Here is a 19,747-nt window from a genome sequence, read left to right as displayed (position 1 = left end):
TAAGGGATAGTCCCGTTAAAAATATGACAAATAATCGGGAATTATGTGGTCATCTTCGCAAAAAAGTCCCACAGCACGATGCCCGCCGATACCACGATGTTAAACGAGTGCTTGGTGCCAAACTGAGGTATCTCAATGCAGGCATCGATGTGCCGCATCACCTCATCGCTTACGCCGTTTACCTCGTTGCCGAATATCAGCGCGTATTTTTGGTTGACGGCAGGGGTAAAGGTGTTTAGCATCACACTGTTTTCGGCTTGCTCTATGGCTATTATCTTGTAGCCATTAGCGCGTAACCGTTCAACAGCCTGCATGGGGGTTTCAAAGTAGGCCCAGGTTACCGATTGTGTTGCGCCCAGGGCAGTTTTCTCAATCTCGCGGTGCGGGGGCTGGGCGGTGATACCGCAAAGGCAAACCTGCTCAACCGCGAAGCCATCAGCAGTGCGGAATATGGAACCAATATTGTGCATGCTGCGCACATTATCAAGCACTACGGCTACCGGCAGCTTATCCTGCGCCTTAAATTCATCAATAGTGGCACGGTTCAGTTCGTCGAGCTTTAGTTTGCGCATTTTGTGGGCGTATGAGTTTTAGTAGCAAATAAGCAGCAAATATAACAATGGTATCATCATCCGCTGCCCGGCCCTCACTATTTGCTGCTTACTACCTCATTTAGTATACCTACGCCATCGCCTATTAAAGATGCATAAACAGATGGCGCGTAGCCTACCTTATCGCTGTAATAAGCGGTTACCTCTTCGCTGAACTTATCAAAAGCATCTCTCTTGACCAACGCTATGGCGCAGCCGCCGAAGCCTGCCCCCGTCATGCGCGCGCCTGCAACATCCGGGTTTGTTTTACAATAATCTACAACCGTGTCCAGCTCAAGGCCGCTCACTTCATAAAGATCGCGCAGCGACTGGTGCGAGGCATACATCAGCCGGCCAAACTCGGCCAGGTTATTATTGCTAAGGGCTTTCGCTGCAAGCTTAACCCGGTCGTTTTCTTCTACTACATGTTTGGCGCGGCCCTGCACAACAGAGTCGGTTATCAGGTGCCTGTATTCGTTGAATGTTTGGGCGTCTATATCACACAGGTAATTGATATCCAGCTGCTGCTTTAGGGCGGCAAGGGCGGTTTGGCACTCCTGCACACGTTCGTTATATTTTGATTCGGCCAGCTTGCGGGGTTTGTTGGTATTGATAATGGCCAGCAGGTAATCGCCCAGGTTACTGTCAACCGCCTGGTAATCCAGCGTGTCGCAGTTCAGCATCAGCGCCTTATTTTTTTCGCCAAACGCTACGGCAAACTGGTCCATAATGCCGCAGTTTACACCAATAAATTTGTTCTCGACGGATTGCGATAGCTTTACCAGGTCGAGCCTGCTGTAATCTGCCGTGAATAGATCGTTTAACGCAAAAGCGGTAACCACTTCGATAGATGCCGACGAGGACAAGCCTGAACCAATAGGGATATCGCCATAAAACAGCATATCAAGCCCCTGAAGCTCCTTGCCATCTTTTAAAAAATGAGCGATTACGCCAACGGGGTAGTTATACCAAACCTCGCCGGTTTTTTGATGCTCGCCGTATAGGGGCACCTCGGCCTGCTCAGCAAAATTGAGGCTTTTAAACCTGAAAATATTATCTGTATTGGGCGATACGAGTAAATACGAACCAAAGGTGATGGCACATGGCATAACCAGGCCGCCGTTATAGTCGATATGCTCGCCTATAAGATTTACCCTTCCGGGCGAAAAATAAGTTTCAGTAGCTTCTTTACCGTATTGCTTAATAAATTCCTTTTTCAGATCGGTTATCATAAATGGTTTTGTAATTGGAAAACAAATATTGTAAAATATACAGTTATTCCTGTAGCCGCGCATTAATTTTTTTTTACAACCATAATTTGCATGCTAAACAGAACTTGCTGATAATTGTTAATTATCAAACAAATAACCCTCCCAAAGCATGAACCAGTATCTTGTAACCGCTTATGATTATACCGACGAAGGCGCCCTTGAGCGCCGTATGAGTGTACGCCCTCACCACCTTGATGCGGCCAAAACTTTAAAAGAGAATGGCAACTACGTGTTGGGGGGCGCAATTTTAAATGATAAGGGAGAAATGGCAGGATCGGTAATGGTGCTGCAGTTTGACACCGAAGAAGAACTTGCGGCATGGCAGCAAAGCGAGCCTTACATCACCCAAAAAATATGGGAAACGGTAGATGTTAAGCCCTTTAAGGTTGCGAATGTGGGTTAGGTGAAAAGTTGAAAGTTTAAAGTGGAAAGTTTAAAGTGGAAAGTTAAAAGGAACTTACTATTAACCCGACTTCGATATCGGTCACGACCACAAGATTTACCTGACTTTTTACTTTCAACCTTTAACTTATCGCTTCCCCGCATATTCCCATTGGCCTGCGGCGTTCCTGTTGTACCGCACGGTGTGGTTTTCGCCTTCGGCCTTAAAGCTAAATTCAAAAGTAAGCTGGTTGGGGTCATCCGGAAGGAACTGTTCAATAATGCTATCGGCCATAAGCCTTATGGTGTCTTGTTTCGGTTGCTGGGCCTCTTTAGCCTGCAGGGTGACTTTATAATCTGCAAAGGTGGCAAATGCAGGCTGATCGCCTTTAAGCTCGCGGGCGGCCTTAAACGCGGCTTCTTCGGCTTGCAGCCGGTATTCTTCCATGGCCTGTGATAATCCGTCGGCAGTTATTTGGGGCATGCCATCGGCGCCTTGTGTATAATAGCTATTCAGTATCTCTTCTTTACTTTTCATTTGCTGTAAAAGTACAAAAGCAAAAAAGATGCAGGTTACCCGGCATCTTTTTTTTAATATTTGTTGATCTGTTTATCCAACCGGTGGCGATATGCTATCCAGTTCGTTCATGTCTTCGGCGTCGAGCGCTACATTAGCCGTTTTCATATTCTCTTCCAAATGCGCTACGCTTGATGTGCCGGGTATCAGTAAAATGTTTTTGGAATGGTTTAATAGCCAGCTTAAAGCAACCTGGTGAACAGTTGCGCCGTGTTTTTCTGCCACCTGCTGCAGCTTTTCCTGGGCCGAAACATTGCCCGCGTTAAGCGGGAACCAGGGGATGAACGCTATGTCGTTATCCTCGCAATAATTTAACACACCTTCCCATTTACGGTTATCTACGCTGTACATATTTTGTACCGATACTACTTCAAAGTAGTCCTGCGCTTTTTTGATATCGTCTATATCCACCTCGGAGAGGCCTATATGGCGTACCTTGCCATCGGCCTGCGCTTGTTTTAAAAACTCGAAGGTTTGTTCGGCAGGCACATTGGGGTCTATGCGGTGCAGTTGGTACAGGTCTATCTGATCAAGCTTCAAGCGTTTCAGGCTGCCTTCTAAAGCTTCTTTTAAATGCGCCGGACTGGAATTTATGGGCCATTGGTCGGGCCCGGTGCGCAGTAAGCCTCCCTTGGTACCTATTACCAGATCGGCCGGATAAGGGTACAGCGCTTCGGCTATCAACTCTTCAGAAATATGAGGGCCATAGCTATCGGCGGTATCAATAAAGTTTACGCCCAGTTCTATCGCACGCTTTAAAACACGTATAGCTTCGTCTTTATCTTTTGGCGGGCCCCAAATGCCCTTGCCGGTGATACGCATGGCGCCGTAACCTATGCGGTTAACGGGCAGGTCGCCGCCAATGCTGAATGTTTTTGGGTATGTTGCTGCGTTATTCATATATGATGTATAAAATGATTTAACGCTAACCGGGCTTTATTGTTCGGTAAGATGATTCATGCAAATGTCATATCACCCAATTAAGCGGTAATTAAGTTTCAACAACTATGGATAATTACGCGGCTTTATCGCCAGATACCAATGATGGCACCCATGATGGTTAACGACACCACGCTGTAGCCACCGTTAATAAAGATATAACGCCAGCCTTTCAACTCGAACAGGCTATGTATGGCTATGGCGCCGAACGTCCACACCCCGGCCAGAAAACCAGCAGTAGCGCCCCACGACACATCGGTTTTTGGAGCCGCCAGAAAGGCTGCAAGATTGGCCGCCATGATCAGCGAAAACAGCAGCGTAAAGCCAAATATTTTTGCCTTGTTACCTTTTTGCACCTGTTCGGCAGTAAGGTTGCTATCCCTCATCCAGGCGTTGCCAAATACAGGCGGGGCATACCAGATGCCGCCAACTATAAACCCCGAAAGGGCGGCCACTATAACGGCCGGCCAGTTAATTAATGATGTATCCATACGTTTAGGTTTTATTGTACCTAAATGTAAAAATTAGAATACAAATATACAAGCCTAACGCCTGTGTTACTTCACCGTATAGCGAAACACCTGCCTGCCCAGGTTACCATCTGCATCTATACCTTCAATAGTGGCGCAGTAGGTTCCTTTTCCGTCTGAATTAAAATAATCGAACGAAGCGACACCCGTTTTATCAGTTTTTATGTTAGGGCTCCAGAAAATGGTGCTGCGCAGGTCGCCGCCCAAAGCGCCGCCCTGTTTTAAGGCGTCGTATTTTGGCGAGTAAAACTCGCGCGCTACGGTGTACCCCTGGGCGTTAAAGGTAAGCAGGTTGCCTTTTGGCAGCATTTCCTGTAACTGGGCAAATGTTATTTTAGTTGTTTGTATTTTACGGGTAATAATGGATAGGATACCATCCGACTGGTAGTTTTGATTAATGTTACTCAGTCCGTCGTTTTTAAAAACCTCTATCGTCTCTACATCAGTGCCCGATAAGCTGCTCAGGTAACTGTAATCAACCGGTTTGCCGTTCACAAAAACCTGTATGGGCAGGCGGTTGTTATTAGACAGGTTTTTTGTGAAAAACAGGTTATTATCATCTACGCTAACACCCAGCAACATTGACGGAAGGCATTGATACAGGTTGGTGCAACCTTTAAACCGTTCGCCGGTAATGGTTTGGTCGGCTATCACGGGCAGGGCCGATAAGGTGCCGTAATCACTATGGCTGGCCTTTTTAACCAGCGATGTGGATTTGATGACAACCTCTTTAAGAATGTGCAGGTTATCGTACTGGCGTTTGCTGTTCAGCAGCAGGGTTTTTAATGAGCTGTCGATATTGGGCACCTCATCCAAAGCGTTTATGTTTTTTGTAGCGGGCTGATAGCTGTCGCCGTTTACGCCTATCATTAAAGCCTTGCTGTTTACGTTGTTTCGCGCGCTGATGACTACCTGCGATGAATCCGGGAAGTTGAGCCCCGAAAACTTAAAATTACCCGTCATATCCGTTACGGTTTGCGTATATATTTTTTTCGACGGTATCTGCAGGGTTAAATTGCCTTTAGCTATTGGCATACCTGTATTGTTGCGTAGTATACCACTAATTTCAAGGCCATGCTGCTCGGGGTATAAATATATCTGCGGATACCTGGCGGTTAAAATGTTGCGGTAAGATATGCGGCGGTAACCTTGCGTAAGCATCAAAATATCCAGGTTGGTATCGGCGTTAACATCCTTACTTATGAAGTAATAATTAGGCTTTTCGATATACCCCTTAATGTCTGAGGTAAGCAGCAGGTTTGTCATGATGGTTGTTTCGGCGTTCTCGTCATAAGGCACCTTAGATTCATCGATAACAGATACCGAGAATTCGCCGGCAACCGGCAGCGCATTGTTTTTTGCCGACACCGCGAACTTAACCTTCTGCCTTGTTGTAAAAGTCTTGCGGTCGGGGGTAAGTGTAAGGTTAAGCATATCGGCAGCGCGCTTAATAAATACGATCCGCTCACTTAGGGCAATACCGCGTTCGCTAAAAAGTGTTAACTGGATAACACCCGCAGGGAATTTGCTTTTGGGGATGCTGGCGCTATAACTTTGTTCCTGCAGCGTAGTTTGCGCGGCAAAATATATAATGCCTGCGTTTTGGGCAATAATATAAAAGGCCCTGCCCTGGTTAGCCTTAAAATAAGGATCGTTTGCCGATAGCTTTACGTTGATGTTCTCAGGGTCGTTATTGTACACCGCCAGGGTAATGCCCGCGGGTTTTACCCGTGGCATATCGTAGGTTGTTTTAATGCCATCGGCAAAAGTGATGTTGGCTTTATAAGTTTTGCCATCCTCTGGCATCATGGCAAACACACCCATCCCCAGGTGCTGCGACTCCAGGTTAGCCACTACCGCACCTGTATTATCAGTAACGGTGCCTTTTATATCCATACCAAGCCCGTTCGTGTTTACGGCTTTAAAAGCTACTTTAGAGCGTATGCCCATGGTAAGTTCGCCACCTTCCGGAAAAAACTGAACATCGCGCTCGGCAATGGCGTTGGTTAGGGGGAATTTGTTTAACGATTCTTTACGGTTACCCAGGTCGATAGAGGTGGTTAGGGTGGCATTTTTTAAGGACGTGGCGGCGTTTTCGTTTAAAACTACATTGAGCACACCGTTTTGATCGGTAGTGCCTTTGCCTTTGCTTAGCTCATCGCCGGTTGCATTGGTTATGCTCCAGTTCACTTTTTTGCCTGCCAGCACTTCGCCGGGTTGCTTGTAAGTAATTGCCGCGCTTACTTTAGGCTGGCCGGGTGTGGTGTTAAAAGTAATATCGGTGTTAACGGCACCTTGTATGGCGTTGCCTATGGTTACGTTTTTATTGTAAAAATAATCAGCATCAAAATTGCGCATCCAGGCGGTGTACGCCCTTAAATGGTAGTTGCCCTGCTTAAAGCTTCCCGGGTCGAGTATGATGTTACCGTGAGCAACACCGTTTACAACCGGCAGTTTAAGAAATCGTACCATCGAATCGGGGCTGGCAATATCTACATAAACAATATTGCTTAGCGTAGTAGGCAGGTGTTTATCAATGGTTACATAAGCCTTAAACCAGATGGTGTCGCCGGCGCTATAGTAAGGTTTATCTAAATGCAGGTAAACTTTTTCTACAGGGAAGCTAAGTGCATATTTAGCGGTTTTGGCAATAATGGTATTTAAGCTAACAGTGTCCCTTTGAGCAAATGCCGGGGCAGCTAAACAAGATATAAGGGATATAACCAACGCAATTTTTTTCAGGTTCATAAGATAAATAAGTAGGGTGGCTAATATAAACATTTAGCCTTACCGCATGTTGAAAGGCTGTGGTTTTAACATATCGTTAACTTATAACCGCGTGCAAAACCACTTTTAAATGTACCCAATAAACGATTTTTTAAAAATAGTATTTTGTAAATTACATGCTACAAAACAAAAGTAAATGCCAACCGAAATAGAAAGAAAGTTTTTAGTTGATCACGAAAAATGGGCAGCAGTTGCCAAACCCGACGGTAAAGATTACGAACAAGGTTATATTTTAAGCGAGGAAAAACGTACCGTTAGGATACGCGTTACCGGCGATGCCGCCTTTCTTACACTTAAAGGACCGTCTGCCGGCATAAGCCGCAGCGAGTATGAATACCGGATACCGGTAGCCGAGGGTGCCGAAATACTGGACAGCTTTGCCGTGTCGGGTATTCAAAAAACAAGATATAACGTGGAAGTTGCCGGGCATACCTGGGAAGTAGACGTTTTTGCCGGAGAAAACAGCGGGCTAATTGTTGCCGAGATAGAGTTACAGCACGAAGATGAAACCTTTGAAAAGCCCGACTGGATAGGGCGGGAGGTTAGCACCGATACACGTTACACCAACGCCGCCCTTTCGGTTTATCCTTATAATACATGGAAGTAAGGTAAATGCGCCAAACAAAAAAGACCCGCCCAGAAAAAGGCAGGTCTTTTTTGTTTGTTCGGTATTAATATTTTTTACCAGCCAGAACCTTTTTTTGCATTACCATTTTTAATATGCTCTTCTGCGGTAGCTTTGCCCATGATGGCGGCCATTTTGTTACCATCTGCATCTTTGCCTGTTGCAATGTACCTTCCAGATTTAATGTCGATAACCGGATCGATCATTGGAACATTTTTAGTTTTTGTTTTTACTGAATACGCGGTGATTCCTGAAGCTGCCATGTTAATTTTTTTTAGTTTTTTAATTGTAACTCGATTAATTAAGTATTGTTTTATTACCTGTTAGTTAGTTTTAGCCCCTAATAGGTAATATTTTGTAATAATGAAGGCAATATATGTATTTATACTTAACTAACAAATTATCCAAAAGGTCATTTTTTTGCACATATTAACGAATAAACGGCCGAATCGAGAAATTTACCGTCGGAATAGAGGTTCTCTTTAAAGTATCCCTCGCGCACAAAACCTGTTTTTTCGAGCACTTTTATGGAAGCCAGGTTAGCCGGGCTGGTGTTCGCTTCTATCGAGTGCAGCTTTATTACCTCAAACCCGTACTGTATCACCGCGGTCAGCGCTTCGGTCATTAGTCCTTTGCGATGGTATAACGGTGAAAGTATATACCCAATTTCGGCACGGTAATTCTCGGGCTGCATATGCCAGTAGCATATCGTACCTATCACGCTATCTGATCCGCGCAGGGTTATAGCCCACAGGATGGATTGGTTTTTTATCTGCGCCTCGTTTACCGCTTTAATCCAGCCTTCAACTTCGGATACAGATGCGGGGCGGGGTATACCCGTATATCTTCTAACCTCTTCAGTGCTTCGCAGGTTAAAAAGATCTTCGGCATCGGCGGTTGTAACAGCCCTTAATTTAAGCCGAGCTGTTAACAACGCGGGAGAGGGGTGCAGGTTTAATGTAAGCATATTTATGTTTTTAAATATAGGTTTAAAACGGCTAATAAATAAGGTGCCGAACTTTTTATGTATTTGTACGTTTATCTTTCAACCAAAACTATTCAACATGAAACCATACACCGTAATTGGCCTATGCGCGCTGGCACTTGCATCGTGCACGGGCAATGGAAATAAAAATGCCGATACTACTGCAGCGATATCAAAAGATACTATGCAGGCGGGCCAACTTGACGCACCGGCCCAAAATATGGAATACTGCTTTTTACGTACCGAGGGTACAAGCAACCAGGATACTACTGCTGTTCATTTATCAACGAAAGGTGATAAGGTTACCGGCGAGATGCAATGGATCCCGAAAGAAAAAGATGCACGTAAAGGAATGCTGAACGGCACTATATCGGGTAACGAAATAAAAGCCGTATGGACTTTTATGCAGGAAGGTATGAAAGATTCAATTGCGGTTGATTTTGAACTATCGGCCCAGCAACTGTTACAAAAACCATTTAAGGTAACCGCCGACGGACGGCAGGTGACAGACGAAGCTGCGGCCTATTCAATAACCTATCAAATTGATAATTGTACTAAGTTTAAATCTGCCGCAAAACCGGCATTATAATGATTATATCAGTAATGGTACTATGTGCCTCGCTAAATTTAGCGGGGCATTTTTTTTAACTAAGGCTGTGCAGATTATTAATCGGCTGTTCCGATATCTGCCTTTGGAGCTGATGATGGTGTAGCAACGCTTATTGCGGAACTATCTGTGTTTACTTGGGTGCTTTCGGTTTTGTTATCGGCTTTGGTAGTAAGCGAAAATGCGGTAACTGCTGAGGTTAACACTAATGCTGCTGCTATAATTATTTTTTTCATGATCGTTATCTAATGGATGGTGTTGCGTGTTTGTTAATTGCTATGTGTTTGTCAATTAGTCGGCCGTACCTACGTCTTTTTTGTTATCTGCCGTACCTACATCTTTTTTATTGTCCGCAGTGCCCACGTCTTTTTTGTTATCTGCCGTGCCTACGTCTTTTTTGTTGTCCGCGGTACCTACATCTTTTTTGTTTGAGAAAGTAGCATGATTAACCGGTAAAGTTGCTGCTGACAATGCGCCTGTACTTAATACTAATGCTGCTGCTATAATTAATTTTTTCATGATTGCTGTTTAATGGAGTTTATATGTTGTTAATTGGTAATTGTTGTATAATTAATCGGCCGTGCCCACATCTTTTTTATTGTCTGCAGTACCTACGTCTTTCTTGTTATCGGCAGTGCCTACGTCTTTTTTGTTGTCTGCGGTGCCCACATCTTTTTTGTTATCGGCGGTACCTACATCTTTTTTGTTTGAAGTAACGGTGTTATGGTTAACGGTAACCGTTGCTGCTGATAATGCGCCTGTGCTTAATACTAATGCTGCTGCTATAATTAATTTTTTCATGATCGTTATTTGTGGAGGTGTTTTATATATTATTTAATTGGTAATTGTTGTATAATTAATCGGCGGTGCCTACGTCTTTTTTATTGTCTGCAGTGCCTACGTCTTTCTTGTTATCGGCAGTGCCTACATCTTTCTTGTTATCGGCAGTGCCTACGTCTTTTTTATTGTCTGCAGTGCCTACGTCTTTCTTGTTATCGGCAGTGCCTACATCTTTCTTGTTATCGGCAGTGCCTACATCTTTTTTGTTATCGGCGGTGCCTACGTCTTTCTTGTTTGAAGTAACGGTGTTATGGTTAACGGTTAATGCTGTGGCTGATAATGCGCCTGTGCTTAATACTAATGCTGCTGCTACGATGAATTTTTTCATGACTGTTATTTGGGGAAGTGTTGTTATCTATTGTTGATTAATTTTCTATGATTGATTAGTCGGCGGTGCCCACGTCTTTTTTGTTGGCCGTAGTGCTTTTTTCAAACGTTGCGGTAGGTTTTACCGATGGCTCTTTAGTGCATGATGGTAAGATGCCTGCGCTTAATATGAGTAATGCTGCTGCGATTATCGATTTTTTCATATCCGTAATATATCAGGGTTATACTTTGAGTTTTTTGATGGGTTAATTAGTCGGCGGTGCCGATGTCTTTTTTAAATGCGATGTTGCTTTGTTCAACAATGGCGGCAGGTTTAACATTTGCCTGTTTAGTGTACGATGGTAAAATGCCGGTTGTTAAAATTAGTGCCGCTGCGATAATTAACTTTTTCATTGTGTTTTTTATTAAGTTCTTTTTTTCTTTTTGTTATCAGTCTGCTGTTCCAATATCTTTCCTGGTGCCTGTGGTTGCTTTTAAAAACATATCCATTGTAACGCGTATATTTTTTTGTTTAACGCACGAGGATAAAAGCAACCCAATTAATACCACCACACAGGCCAACAGATTTATTCTTATACTTTTCACTAATCAATTTTTCATTTTTAGTTAGCCTTTAAGCAACTTTTAATTATTCACCTATTTTTGGTAGTTTAACAATTATTTAGTAACTATTAGTTAATAAAAATCGTATATTTTACCGATTATTGTTTGATACAATAATATGTTAATAACCGTGTAACTTATTAACAATCAGTAAATTAACAAGACAAATATAATTATGTTTTTTAATTATCAGGCAATAATGAAAAAAAAATTTTCTTGCTGTTTTTTATTAAATTTAACCCGGTAATTATTGTTTATAATAATTTTATAACTTTCACCATAATATAACGTATCAGAGCCGTAATGAATAAAATTTTTACTCTTCTTGTTTTTTTGCTTGGTACAACTATATACGCGAAGGGTATTGACGGTGTTGCGGCACAGGATAGTAATGAAGTAATTAAACTGAATAAACAAGCGTACGATAACCGCTTAACCAGCCCCGACCAAACCGTCAGCTATGCTAACAAGGCCCTTGAACTTGCAGAAAAGGCCGGCTACGATAAAGGCATAGGCGAAGCCTACCGGGTTAGGGGTATTGGCAATTACTATTTAAACCAGGCAAGCGCCGCTATTCATGATTATTTGCTGGCGCTATCCACTTTCTCGAAAATTAAAGACCTGCGAAGCGAGGCGAAAGTTTATAATAATATAGGGAACTTATACCTGGATAATAACTACGCCAGTTCATTAGAGTATTTGAACAAGTCTTTAGAAATTGCCCTTAAGCTGGCCGATAAGCAGCTAACCGGGTCGTTATACTTAAATATCGGTAATGTTTACTACCGTAAAAAAAGCTTTAACCAGGCATTAAATTATTACAACAAGGCCAATGATATTTTTGTTGCCATTAAAGATTCGGTGAACCTTATACAGGCGCTACAAAACAGGGGGGTAATTTACTTTAACCTTAACCAATACGATATTGCTGAAAAGCTGCTGCTTGCAGCCAATAAAGCCGCGAAAGAACGCGACCTGAATAAGCCCGTTGCCAGTACCAACCTTACGCTGGCATCTTTATATATCGCGCAAAAGCGGTTTAACGATGCCGAAAAAATTGTGCAGGAAGGGCAGGCATATTCGCAAGCGGTGAAGGATGAGAAGCTGGAATCTGACTATATTTACACTACTTACCAATTAGAGGCCAAGCGCAAAAACTACGAACGTGCTTTGTATTACCTGCAGCAGATATTCAGGCAGGATAGTACCATTTATGCGTCAAACGAGTCCAACCAAATAAATATGCTGCAGGTGCAGTTTAAGCAGCAGGCAAAGCAGCGCGAAAACGAACTGACCATTCAACGCCAGCAAAACGACCGGATAAAATTTTGGGCGGTTACCGTTGTAGCAGGCTTGTTGTTAGTGGTTATAGCGCTGCTGGTGAGCAACGTTAAGCGCAAAGCGGCAACCAATACAAAGCTTACCGAGCTTAACGGCGAAGTATTGCGCCAAAAGGATAACCTGGACCGCGTAAACCATCACCTTGAAGAGATCATTGACGAGCGTACCAAAGACCTGCAAATAAAGAATAAAAAGCTATCCGAGTATTCGTCATACTTATCGCACCAGATACGCGGCCCCATAGCTACCCTTCGCGGTTTAATGAACCTGGAAAAGGAAAAGCTTGTTGACGAAAAAGAATGTATTGTAATGATGGACAAGTGCGTATCTGATATCGATCAGAAAATTATCGAGATGAGCGAAATGCTTAACGATACCACCAGGGCACACGTTTAACCGCCTGTTATTAACCCGGGTAAGTGCTGTGTATCTGCGCCTCAAACAGCCCCAGATAAACACAATACCTTGATATCATTTGCAGTATAAGTAACTGCCTGTGCCTTTTATAACCTTCTGTTTCAAAGGCCAGCGTTTCGTTGCCGGCTGTAACAAAAAACCTTACCTCGCCTTCGCGCGGTTTCAGGTGCGACCTGAAAAAACCGGATGCTTTTACTTTCAATTTACTACGCCTGTCATGAATGGTCCCATCCTTTGGCAGGTCGTCGTTCGCAATCGAGATCATGTAATTTGACATAGCTATTTTTTTATACCTATGTTGTACAATTATAAAACCAAAGGACTGTTCCGGGTTATTTAAAAAAGCAAAAAAACAGCAAAGCGGCAATAAAACGCCTTTTATTTTCACGAGATGCAAATAATTAAGATTAACTTAAATAAATTACATATAGTGAAACAAAAAAAGCGAATGATTACCGCCTAAACAGTACTGTTTGTTGTTTATATTGAACACTTAAGCGAACACCCTTACAGCGCCACCTGGTTTTTGCTCAGCAGTTCTTCGTACAATAAAATAACTTTACGCTGTAAATTGGTTATCTCGGTCTCCCTGTCAATTAGTTTTTTCTGGACTATGCTAAGGCTCAGGTCCTGGGTGCTGGGTTCTTCTACATACTCAAGCGAAAGAAGATTAACAACACTTACTTCAAAAATATTGGCAATTTGCTCAAGCCGGGATAAGTTAATATCGGTGACCCCTGTTTCGATCTTCGAAAAGGCAGGGATAGAAATACCCAACCGGTTTGCAACATCTTCCTGGCTCCAGCCACGCTCGTGGCGAAGTGTACGGATGTTTTTACCAGCTGATTTGTTGGTCTTCTTTTTTATGGTCTCGCTCATCATGTACATAATAATAGTTAATTAAGGGAAAAGGGTATTAACTATTATCCAAACCAAGTGCCATTTATTAAATACGGCTTAATTAAGCGTAATTAACAAATAGTTAATGTGTGTTTTTATAAGTGTGGAATTTGTTCTACATATAATGGGAATAAAATTTTACTCTACCCCACTTACTATACTTAGTTTCGCGAATTTTAACAGCAGTTGTTTCTGGCCTATTTCTTTAAAAAATATAGTGGCTTTAATGTCAGGCTTGTTACCTTCAAGGGTCAGCACTTTTCCAAAACCAAAACGCTCGTGCTCAACCTGCATACCCACCTGCAGGTTTGATGTATCTGACGGTTTAAAGCCCGGCGACGGTACATGTGCTTTTGCCAGTATTGATGTTGTTTTAACCGGCGGCGCGCTCGCTGCCTTAGGTTTCGAAAAAGTATCGGCGCGGCGGCTCCAGGCGCTGCGCTCGTCGTCAAACGAACCTGCGGAGGCGGCTGGTTTAGCTGTAAAATCAAGCTCCAGATACTTGGCATCAATTTCATCTAAAAACCTGCTGGGCTCGCAGCTTATCAGCGTGCCAAACTTAAAACGCGATGTCGCGTAGCTGATAGTGAGCTTATATTCGGCGCGGGTAATGGCCACATAAAACAGCCTGCGCTCTTCTTCCAGGTCGCTGCGCGAGTTAAGCGACATTTGCGACGGGAACAGGTTTTCTTCGAGCCCGACGATGTGTACCTGCGGGAATTCCAGGCCTTTTGAGGAGTGGATGGTCATTAACGATACGGTATCAGCATTTTTATCCTTATCGTTATCGTCGTTGGTTAATAAGGCTACGTCCTGCATAAAAACATCCAGGCCCTTTTCCTCAATATCTTCCCGTTCCGAAAATTCTTTGATACCGTTCAGCAACTCCTGTATATTTTCGTAACGGTTAAGTCCTTCAACAGATTTATCTTCGTACAGGTCTTTTAATAAACCGGAATGCTGCGCAATGTGCAGCGCCGCTTCGTAAGCACTCTGGTTTTTGGTGATTACCTGGAAGCTTTGTATCATGGCCGCGAAGGCGTTTAACGATGCGGGTACTTTATCAATATACCGGTTAGCCTGCAAGATCACCTCGAACGGGGTAATGTTGTTTTTGTCGGCAGCTACAATTATCCGGTCAACCGTGGTGTCACCAATGCCACGTTTTGGGTAATTGATAACACGTTTAAGTGCTTCCTCGTCGTTAGGGTTAAATGTAAGCCTGAAGTACGCTATAAGATCCTTGATCTCTTTACGCTGATAGAACGACAAACCGCCGTATATTTTATACGGGATGCCGTTTTTGCGCAAGGCCTCCTCCATTGAGCGCGATTGCGCGTTGGTGCGGTAAAGGATGGCAAAATCGTGCCATTTAAGGCCGTTTGAGGTTCGCTGGTACATAATGGCATCAGCAACCAGCTTGCCTTCTTCATTATCGCTAAACGCGCGCATCACCTTTATTTTGTCGCCGCTTTCCTTCTCCGAAAAAACATGCTTTTTAAGCTGCTCTTTATTATTGGCAATTACGCTGTTGGCAACATTTACAATATTTTGGGTCGACCGGTAGTTCTGTTCCAGTTTAAACACTTTCAGGTCGGGGTAATCCTTTTCAAAGTTCAGGATGTTCTGTATATTGGCACCCCGGAAGGCGTAAATACTCTGCGCATCGTCGCCTACCACGCAAATATTTTCGTTTACAGCGGCAAGGCGTTTTACAATAAGGTACTGCGAAAAGTTGGTATCCTGGTACTCGTCAACCATCAGGTATTTAAACTTCTGCTGGTATTTGTTCAGTACGTCGGGGTGGTTCTTTAAAAGTTCGTTTGTTTTAAAAAGCAGGTCGTCAAAGTCCATAGCCCCGGCGCGGTAACAGCGCTGTGCATAGGTTTCGTATATTTTGCCCAGCATACCGCGGCCGCTGCTAAAGTCGTCGGCCTGTATCTGGTCGTTATTTTGATACTCCTGCCAGCCAACCAGGTTGTTTTTTGCCGCGCTTATACGGTTATACACAAAATTCTGGTTATACAGCTTATCATCCAGCTGCATCTCTTTTAATATGGCGCGGATAACACTTTTGCTATCGTCGGTATCGTAAATGGTAAAGTTGTTGGGGTAGCCAATTTTATCAGCCTCGACCCTTAATAGCTTGGCAAAAACCGAGTGGAAGGTACCCATCCAAATGTTTTTGGCCTCGGGGCCGCAAATGTGATTAATACGCTCGCGCATTTCGCGGGCGGCCTTATTGGTAAAGGTAAGTACCAGTATGTTAAAGCTATCCACACCGCTGCGTATAAGGTGTGCAACGCGGTATGTGATCACACGTGTTTTACCCGAACCCGCGCCGGCAATGATCATTACCGGGCCTTTTATTTGTAGTACGGCGGCTTTTTGTTCGGGGTTTAACCCTGCTAAATAATCCAAATCCAGTTCCTCTTTTCTTGTACCGCGAAATTAGTGTTTTGCTCGGGAAAGCTAAATAAATTGGCAACTGAAATTTTCCACGACGCCTAATCTTATCAACGTTCAGCATTCGCCGGGGAAAAACCACGTTTCTTTATAGTTGAAATTTCGCTGAAATATGAGCGCCACCAAACGGCCTTTTTAAGGACAAATGCGGCCCTGAAACGGCTTTCATGTGTTTAACTTGTATTAGTTTAGGCCCGTTTTTGCCAAAAAAGAATTGCAGTCAGGTTTGAGTTATTCCGGTGGGGTTTATAAGCTTTTTTTCACAGCCTGGTAAATTATCCAACCGAAGGGCAGCAGCCAGATGATATCGTTCCAAACGTTTACCCAAAAAAAGGACGGTGCGAGCTTGCCCAGCCAGATGTAATATACCGAGCCGATAGGCCCCAGCACTTTGCCGATAAAGCCAACCAATATTAGCGGCCAGTAAGCAACCGGGTCTTTAGATGCAAAGTAATAAGCAATGCCGTAAACGCCAACCAGCATCCCTACACAGCGCAGAATAATGAGGAGGAAATCGGTAGGCGGGTTGCCAAACAGGATAACTTGCGGCCAGGCGGAGATAATTATGCCCCAGAAAATGTTATAAACAGCTGCCAGGAACATAATGGTTTTGGCGGCTTTGAGTTTGGTGGTATCAGACATGTTTAGTTTTGTGAATATAGCAAATTATCGGTCGACTCACCCCGCGGCACTACGTGCGCGACCCTCTCTGCTGCGCAAAGAGGGTGAGGAGAAGATTTTTCGACCCTCTTTGCGCAGCAGAGAGGGTGGTCGGGTGAAGCGATGACCGGGTGAGTAAAGGTGGGTAACAATGAAGCACTGCGATTTGCACATCCTCAAAACAATTAACAATTTAGCCAATTATCTAAGTACAACATCCACCACCCATGAACAAGCTTGCCAACTCCACCTCGCCATATTTACTGCAGCATGCCAACAACCCGGTCAACTGGTACCCCTGGGGTACCGAAGCCCTGCAAAAAGCAAAGGACGAGAATAAACTGATATTGGTGAGCATTGGCTACTCGGCCTGCCACTGGTGTCACGTAATGGAACACGAAAGCTTTGAGGACGAAAGCGTGGCCGCAGTTATGAATGAATATTTTGTGTGCATTAAAGTGGATAGGGAAGAGCGCCCGGATGTTGACCAGATCTACATGAGCGCTATCCAATTGATGAGTGGCCGTGGTGGCTGGCCCCTAAACTGCATTTGCCTGCCCGACCAGCGGCCTATTTATGGCGGCACTTACTTCCGTAAGAATGACTGGGCATCGCTGCTGTTAAACCTGGCCGATTTTTACAAGACCAAACCCGAAGAAGCCGAAGAATACGCTGTGCGACTGACCGAAGGCATTAAACAATACGAATCGGTGGCTTTTGTTGCCGAGCAGCCTGAATATACTAAAGCCGACCTGGAAACCATTATGACCACCTGGCGCCGGTATATCGACCCGGTGGAAGGTGGTTTTGGCGGGGCGCCAAAATTCCCGATGCCAGCCAATGTGCAGTTTTTAATGCGTTATGCCCACCTGATGAAGGATGAGGGCATTGCAGAAAATGTTAGGCTAACCTTAAAAAAAATGGCCTTTGGCGGTATTTACGACCATATCGGCGGCGGCTTTGCCCGTTACGCGGTCGACGGGGTTTGGCATGTGCCCCACTTCGAAAAAATGCTGTATGATAATGGCCAGTTACTTAGCCTGTATGCCGAAGCCCACACCTGGAACCCCAACCCGCTGTACCAAACCATCGCCGACGAGATCGTCGCATTTGTAAGCCGCGAGCTAACATCGCCCGAAAATGGTTTTTACTCGGCGCTGGATGCCGATAGCGAAGGCAAGGAGGGTAAGTTTTACATTTTTACCAAAGCTGAAATTGAAGAGATTTTAGGCAATGATGCCGACCTGTTCAATATCTACTACCATGTTACCGAAGGCGGCAACTGGGAAGAAGAGGCATCCAACGTTTTCTTCCGCCGCGAGGAGGATGCAGAACTGGCTGAAAAGCTGGGCCTGGCCGTTGAGGAACTGACGAGACGGATTAACACTGCCCGCCAAAAAGTTTTAGAAGCCCGCGGCAAACGCGTGCGCCCGGGTCTGGATAATAAGATATTAGCATCATGGAACGGACTGATGCTGAAAGGCCTTTGCGAAGCTTATCGTGCTTTTAATAAACCCGAATATTTAACGCTGGCATTGAAGAACGCGGAGTTTATAAATGATAAAATGCTAAATGGTGCCAAACTTTCAAGGGTATATAAAAGGGACGGCAAGGATGATGCGGCCACTTTTCTTGATGATTATGCCAACGTCATCGACGCGTTTATAGCCCTGTACGAAGTTACCTTTAACGAGGACTGGCTGATACAGGCCCAGAAGCTGACCGACTATACCCTTGCACATTATTACAATGCAGATGGCGGCATATTTTACTACACAGCCGATAACAACGAGCAACTCATCGCCCGTAAATCTGAAATTATGGATGGGGTGATCCCTGCTTCAAACTCGGTTATGGCGCGTAACCTTAAAAAACTGGGACTGTTTTTTGATAACGAAGGTTACCTGGAGGTATCGGCACAATTACTGCGAAATATTGTGCCCCACCTGGCAAAATACAGTACGGCTTATGCAAACTGGACCATGCTGCTGCTCGACGAAGTTTTCGGCACCTATGAGGTGGCCATTACCGGTAACGATGCCGAAGCAAAGCGTGTTGAAATGGAACAAAATTACATCCCCAATAAAATAATGTTGGGAGGTAAGGATGGAAGTTTACCTTTGCTGGCTGAAAGGTTTAACAGCGATACCCGGATATTTGTATGCAGGGATAAAACCTGCGGCCTGCCGGTGTACAATATCACGGACGCGTTAAAACAAATAAATAATTAATTCCTTATACAAATAAACAGGTATTGAGATAACTCCGGCTAACGCCGGGATGGAGTTCAAGCCTTTAAAACAATTATTAGATGTAACCATTATGAGCCAAACGGTCATAAACCGGAACAGGTAAACAGCTCATAATAGCTTCATCACTTAAAAAACAAATAATACCGATGAAAATTCAACCACAACACGTAGTGTCATTAACATACGACCTGTATGTAAAAAAAGAAGACGGGACAGAAGGTTTACAGGAAAGCGCAACCCAGGAGCAGCCCTTAACTTTTTTGTTTGGTGCAGGGCAAATGATACCAAAATTTGAAGAAGAATTAAGTACTCTGTCAACCGGGGATACTTACGATTTCCGCATATCAGCAGCAGAAGGTTATGGCGAATTTGATGAAGAAGCCGTAGCTAACCTGCCAAAAGAGATGTTTCAGGGGCAGGACCTGCCGCAAATAGGCGAGGTTTTACCTTTGCAGGACAACAATGGCAACCGTTTTCAGGGCCAGGTTGTTTCGGTTACCGAGGATTCAGTAATTGTGGATCTTAACCACCCTATGGCAGGCCAGGAACTGCACTTTAAAGGCGAGATCCTAAATGTGCGCCCTGCAACTCCCGAAGAGTTATCGCACGGCCACGCGCACGGCCCGGATGGTCATCATGCACATTAATA

General features: G+C 44.2%; 24 protein-coding genes. 6 read left to right on the top strand and 18 right to left on the bottom strand.

The genetic code is table 11. The features are described from left to right. Window positions 1-41: 41 nt before the first annotated feature. Window positions 42-572, bottom strand: coding sequence for an RNA methyltransferase (locus GWR56_RS19470; protein WP_162432865.1), 531 nt, complete (start codon window positions 570-572; stop codon window positions 42-44). 77 nt (window positions 573-649) lie between these two features. Then, window positions 650-1,822 carry a galactokinase gene (locus GWR56_RS19465; protein ID WP_162432864.1) on the bottom strand — a complete coding sequence of 391 codons (1,173 nt, stop codon included), beginning with the start codon at window positions 1,820-1,822 and terminating at the stop codon, window positions 650-652. Window positions 1,823-1,970: 148 nt separating this feature from the next. On the opposite strand from GWR56_RS19465, the gene GWR56_RS19460 reads away from it, so the two are divergent. Continuing rightward, entirely contained in the window at window positions 1,971-2,264 is a 294-nt protein-coding gene (locus GWR56_RS19460) for a YciI family protein (protein WP_162432863.1), read from the top strand. A 126-nt stretch (window positions 2,265-2,390) separates the two neighbouring features. Here GWR56_RS19460 and GWR56_RS19455 read toward each other — a convergent pair whose 3' ends face one another. From GWR56_RS19455 to GWR56_RS19440, 4 genes are all read right to left on the bottom strand, one after another. Then, window positions 2,391-2,780, bottom strand: a complete 390-nt coding sequence (locus GWR56_RS19455) for a hypothetical protein (protein WP_162432862.1) — start codon at window positions 2,778-2,780, stop codon at window positions 2,391-2,393. 72 nt (window positions 2,781-2,852) lie between these two features. Further along, entirely contained in the window at window positions 2,853-3,719 is an 867-nt protein-coding gene (locus GWR56_RS19450) for an aldo/keto reductase (RefSeq protein WP_162432861.1), read from the bottom strand. Between the two features lie 125 nt (window positions 3,720-3,844). Continuing rightward, on the bottom strand, window positions 3,845-4,249 hold the full coding sequence (locus GWR56_RS19445) for a DUF1761 domain-containing protein (protein WP_162432860.1): 405 nt from the start codon (window positions 4,247-4,249) through the stop codon (window positions 3,845-3,847). A gap of 66 nt (window positions 4,250-4,315) precedes the next feature. Further along, window positions 4,316-7,036, bottom strand: a complete 2,721-nt coding sequence (locus tag GWR56_RS19440) for a carboxypeptidase regulatory-like domain-containing protein (RefSeq protein WP_162432859.1) — start codon at window positions 7,034-7,036, stop codon at window positions 4,316-4,318. Between the two features lie 175 nt (window positions 7,037-7,211). Between GWR56_RS19440 and GWR56_RS19435 the strand changes: the two genes are divergently transcribed. Next, a complete protein-coding gene (locus GWR56_RS19435) occupies window positions 7,212-7,682 on the top strand; it encodes a CYTH domain-containing protein (RefSeq protein ID WP_162432858.1) in 471 nt (156 codons plus the stop codon). 74 nt (window positions 7,683-7,756) lie between these two features. Here the strand turns inward: GWR56_RS19435 and GWR56_RS19430 are convergent, their stop codons facing one another. After that, window positions 7,757-7,963 carry a hypothetical protein gene (locus GWR56_RS19430; protein ID WP_162432857.1) on the bottom strand — a complete coding sequence of 69 codons (207 nt, stop codon included), beginning with the start codon at window positions 7,961-7,963 and terminating at the stop codon, window positions 7,757-7,759. A gap of 149 nt (window positions 7,964-8,112) precedes the next feature. Next, window positions 8,113-8,667 (bottom strand): GNAT family N-acetyltransferase, encoded by a 555-nt coding sequence (locus GWR56_RS19425; RefSeq protein WP_162432856.1) that lies wholly within the window; start codon window positions 8,665-8,667, stop codon window positions 8,113-8,115. 97 nt (window positions 8,668-8,764) lie between these two features. On the opposite strand from GWR56_RS19425, the gene GWR56_RS19420 reads away from it, so the two are divergent. Then, on the top strand, window positions 8,765-9,274 hold the full coding sequence (locus GWR56_RS19420) for a hypothetical protein (protein WP_162432855.1): 510 nt from the start codon (window positions 8,765-8,767) through the stop codon (window positions 9,272-9,274). Between the two features lie 77 nt (window positions 9,275-9,351). Here GWR56_RS19420 and GWR56_RS19415 read toward each other — a convergent pair whose 3' ends face one another. From GWR56_RS19415 to GWR56_RS19390, 6 genes are read right to left on the bottom strand one after another with little or no spacing between them, the layout of a single operon-like run. Further along, window positions 9,352-9,528 carry a hypothetical protein gene (locus GWR56_RS19415; protein WP_162432854.1) on the bottom strand — a complete coding sequence of 59 codons (177 nt, stop codon included), beginning with the start codon at window positions 9,526-9,528 and terminating at the stop codon, window positions 9,352-9,354. 55 nt (window positions 9,529-9,583) lie between these two features. After that, window positions 9,584-9,811: a hypothetical protein gene (locus tag GWR56_RS19410; RefSeq protein WP_162432853.1), complete on the bottom strand. Its 228-nt coding sequence runs from the start codon at window positions 9,809-9,811 to the stop codon at window positions 9,584-9,586. A gap of 51 nt (window positions 9,812-9,862) precedes the next feature. After that, window positions 9,863-10,093, bottom strand: coding sequence for a hypothetical protein (locus tag GWR56_RS19405; RefSeq protein WP_162432852.1), 231 nt, complete (start codon window positions 10,091-10,093; stop codon window positions 9,863-9,865). Window positions 10,094-10,148: 55 nt separating this feature from the next. After that, window positions 10,149-10,460, bottom strand: a complete 312-nt coding sequence (locus GWR56_RS19400) for a hypothetical protein (protein ID WP_162432851.1) — start codon at window positions 10,458-10,460, stop codon at window positions 10,149-10,151. Between the two features lie 55 nt (window positions 10,461-10,515). Then, window positions 10,516-10,662 carry a hypothetical protein gene (locus tag GWR56_RS19395; protein WP_162432850.1) on the bottom strand — a complete coding sequence of 49 codons (147 nt, stop codon included), beginning with the start codon at window positions 10,660-10,662 and terminating at the stop codon, window positions 10,516-10,518. Window positions 10,663-10,708: 46 nt separating this feature from the next. Further along, window positions 10,709-10,852 carry a hypothetical protein gene (locus GWR56_RS19390; RefSeq protein WP_162432849.1) on the bottom strand — a complete coding sequence of 48 codons (144 nt, stop codon included), beginning with the start codon at window positions 10,850-10,852 and terminating at the stop codon, window positions 10,709-10,711. Window positions 10,853-11,365: 513 nt separating this feature from the next. On the opposite strand from GWR56_RS19390, the gene GWR56_RS19385 reads away from it, so the two are divergent. Next, window positions 11,366-12,799, top strand: a complete 1,434-nt coding sequence (locus GWR56_RS19385; protein ID WP_162432848.1) for a tetratricopeptide repeat protein — start codon at window positions 11,366-11,368, stop codon at window positions 12,797-12,799. A gap of 10 nt (window positions 12,800-12,809) precedes the next feature. Here the strand turns inward: GWR56_RS19385 and GWR56_RS19380 are convergent, their stop codons facing one another. The 4 genes from GWR56_RS19380 to GWR56_RS19365 form a co-directional block, all read right to left on the bottom strand. Beyond that, the gene (locus GWR56_RS19380) at window positions 12,810-13,097 is read right to left on the bottom strand and encodes a hypothetical protein (protein ID WP_162432847.1); all 288 of its coding nucleotides are present in this window, start codon (window positions 13,095-13,097) and stop codon (window positions 12,810-12,812) included. A 230-nt stretch (window positions 13,098-13,327) separates the two neighbouring features. After that, window positions 13,328-13,702 (bottom strand): helix-turn-helix domain-containing protein, encoded by a 375-nt coding sequence (locus GWR56_RS19375; RefSeq protein WP_238395272.1) that lies wholly within the window; start codon window positions 13,700-13,702, stop codon window positions 13,328-13,330. A gap of 156 nt (window positions 13,703-13,858) precedes the next feature. Further along, window positions 13,859-16,141 (bottom strand): ATP-dependent helicase, encoded by a 2,283-nt coding sequence (locus GWR56_RS19370; RefSeq protein WP_162432846.1) that lies wholly within the window; start codon window positions 16,139-16,141, stop codon window positions 13,859-13,861. A 291-nt stretch (window positions 16,142-16,432) separates the two neighbouring features. After that, window positions 16,433-16,828: a hypothetical protein gene (locus tag GWR56_RS19365; RefSeq protein ID WP_202925348.1), complete on the bottom strand. Its 396-nt coding sequence runs from the start codon at window positions 16,826-16,828 to the stop codon at window positions 16,433-16,435. Between the two features lie 245 nt (window positions 16,829-17,073). Here GWR56_RS19365 and GWR56_RS19360 point away from each other — a divergent pair, with 245 nt between their 5' ends. Beyond that, window positions 17,074-19,077, top strand: a complete 2,004-nt coding sequence (locus GWR56_RS19360) for a thioredoxin domain-containing protein (protein ID WP_162432845.1) — start codon at window positions 17,074-17,076, stop codon at window positions 19,075-19,077. A gap of 167 nt (window positions 19,078-19,244) precedes the next feature. Then, window positions 19,245-19,745: a peptidylprolyl isomerase gene (locus GWR56_RS19355; RefSeq protein ID WP_162432844.1), complete on the top strand. Its 501-nt coding sequence runs from the start codon at window positions 19,245-19,247 to the stop codon at window positions 19,743-19,745. Window positions 19,746-19,747 lie beyond the last annotated feature (2 nt).

It is taken from the genome of Mucilaginibacter sp. 14171R-50 (assembly GCF_010093045.1).
In the GTDB taxonomy this organism is placed as follows: Bacteria; Bacteroidota; Bacteroidia; order Sphingobacteriales; family Sphingobacteriaceae; genus Mucilaginibacter.
This window is presented reverse-complemented; position numbering and strand designations above follow the sequence as displayed.

What these genes read in the sequence shown, in the direction of transcription:
- GWR56_RS19410 (WP_162432853.1), bottom strand. Translation starts at nt 9,811, where the DNA reads ATGAAAAAATTAATTATAGCAGCAGCATTAGTATTAAGTACAGGCGCA.
- GWR56_RS19455 (WP_162432862.1), bottom strand. Translation starts at nt 2,780, where the DNA reads ATGAAAAGTAAAGAAGAGATACTGAATAGCTATTATACACAAGGCGCC.
- GWR56_RS19375 (WP_238395272.1), bottom strand. Translation starts at nt 13,702, where the DNA reads ATGATGAGCGAGACCATAAAAAAGAAGACCAACAAATCAGCTGGTAAA.
- GWR56_RS19445 (WP_162432860.1), bottom strand. Translation starts at nt 4,249, where the DNA reads ATGGATACATCATTAATTAACTGGCCGGCCGTTATAGTGGCCGCCCTT.
- GWR56_RS19380 (WP_162432847.1), bottom strand. Translation starts at nt 13,097, where the DNA reads ATGTCAAATTACATGATCTCGATTGCGAACGACGACCTGCCAAAGGAT.
- GWR56_RS19415 (WP_162432854.1), bottom strand. Translation starts at nt 9,528, where the DNA reads ATGAAAAAAATAATTATAGCAGCAGCATTAGTGTTAACCTCAGCAGTT.
- GWR56_RS19425 (WP_162432856.1), bottom strand. Translation starts at nt 8,667, where the DNA reads ATGCTTACATTAAACCTGCACCCCTCTCCCGCGTTGTTAACAGCTCGG.
- GWR56_RS19365 (WP_202925348.1), bottom strand. Translation starts at nt 16,828, where the DNA reads ATGTCTGATACCACCAAACTCAAAGCCGCCAAAACCATTATGTTCCTG.
- GWR56_RS19360 (WP_162432845.1), top strand. Translation starts at nt 17,074, where the DNA reads ATGAACAAGCTTGCCAACTCCACCTCGCCATATTTACTGCAGCATGCC.
- GWR56_RS19400 (WP_162432851.1), bottom strand. Translation starts at nt 10,460, where the DNA reads ATGAAAAAATTCATCGTAGCAGCAGCATTAGTATTAAGCACAGGCGCA.
- GWR56_RS19405 (WP_162432852.1), bottom strand. Translation starts at nt 10,093, where the DNA reads ATGAAAAAATTAATTATAGCAGCAGCATTAGTATTAAGCACAGGCGCA.
- GWR56_RS19465 (WP_162432864.1), bottom strand. Translation starts at nt 1,822, where the DNA reads ATGATAACCGATCTGAAAAAGGAATTTATTAAGCAATACGGTAAAGAA.
- GWR56_RS19420 (WP_162432855.1), top strand. Translation starts at nt 8,765, where the DNA reads ATGAAACCATACACCGTAATTGGCCTATGCGCGCTGGCACTTGCATCG.
- GWR56_RS19430 (WP_162432857.1), bottom strand. Translation starts at nt 7,963, where the DNA reads ATGGCAGCTTCAGGAATCACCGCGTATTCAGTAAAAACAAAAACTAAA.
- GWR56_RS19395 (WP_162432850.1), bottom strand. Translation starts at nt 10,662, where the DNA reads ATGAAAAAATCGATAATCGCAGCAGCATTACTCATATTAAGCGCAGGC.
- GWR56_RS19355 (WP_162432844.1), top strand. Translation starts at nt 19,245, where the DNA reads ATGAAAATTCAACCACAACACGTAGTGTCATTAACATACGACCTGTAT.
- GWR56_RS19460 (WP_162432863.1), top strand. Translation starts at nt 1,971, where the DNA reads ATGAACCAGTATCTTGTAACCGCTTATGATTATACCGACGAAGGCGCC.
- GWR56_RS19435 (WP_162432858.1), top strand. Translation starts at nt 7,212, where the DNA reads ATGCCAACCGAAATAGAAAGAAAGTTTTTAGTTGATCACGAAAAATGG.
- GWR56_RS19385 (WP_162432848.1), top strand. Translation starts at nt 11,366, where the DNA reads ATGAATAAAATTTTTACTCTTCTTGTTTTTTTGCTTGGTACAACTATA.
- GWR56_RS19470 (WP_162432865.1), bottom strand. Translation starts at nt 572, where the DNA reads ATGCGCAAACTAAAGCTCGACGAACTGAACCGTGCCACTATTGATGAA.
- GWR56_RS19450 (WP_162432861.1), bottom strand. Translation starts at nt 3,719, where the DNA reads ATGAATAACGCAGCAACATACCCAAAAACATTCAGCATTGGCGGCGAC.
- GWR56_RS19440 (WP_162432859.1), bottom strand. Translation starts at nt 7,036, where the DNA reads ATGAACCTGAAAAAAATTGCGTTGGTTATATCCCTTATATCTTGTTTA.
- GWR56_RS19390 (WP_162432849.1), bottom strand. Translation starts at nt 10,852, where the DNA reads ATGAAAAAGTTAATTATCGCAGCGGCACTAATTTTAACAACCGGCATT.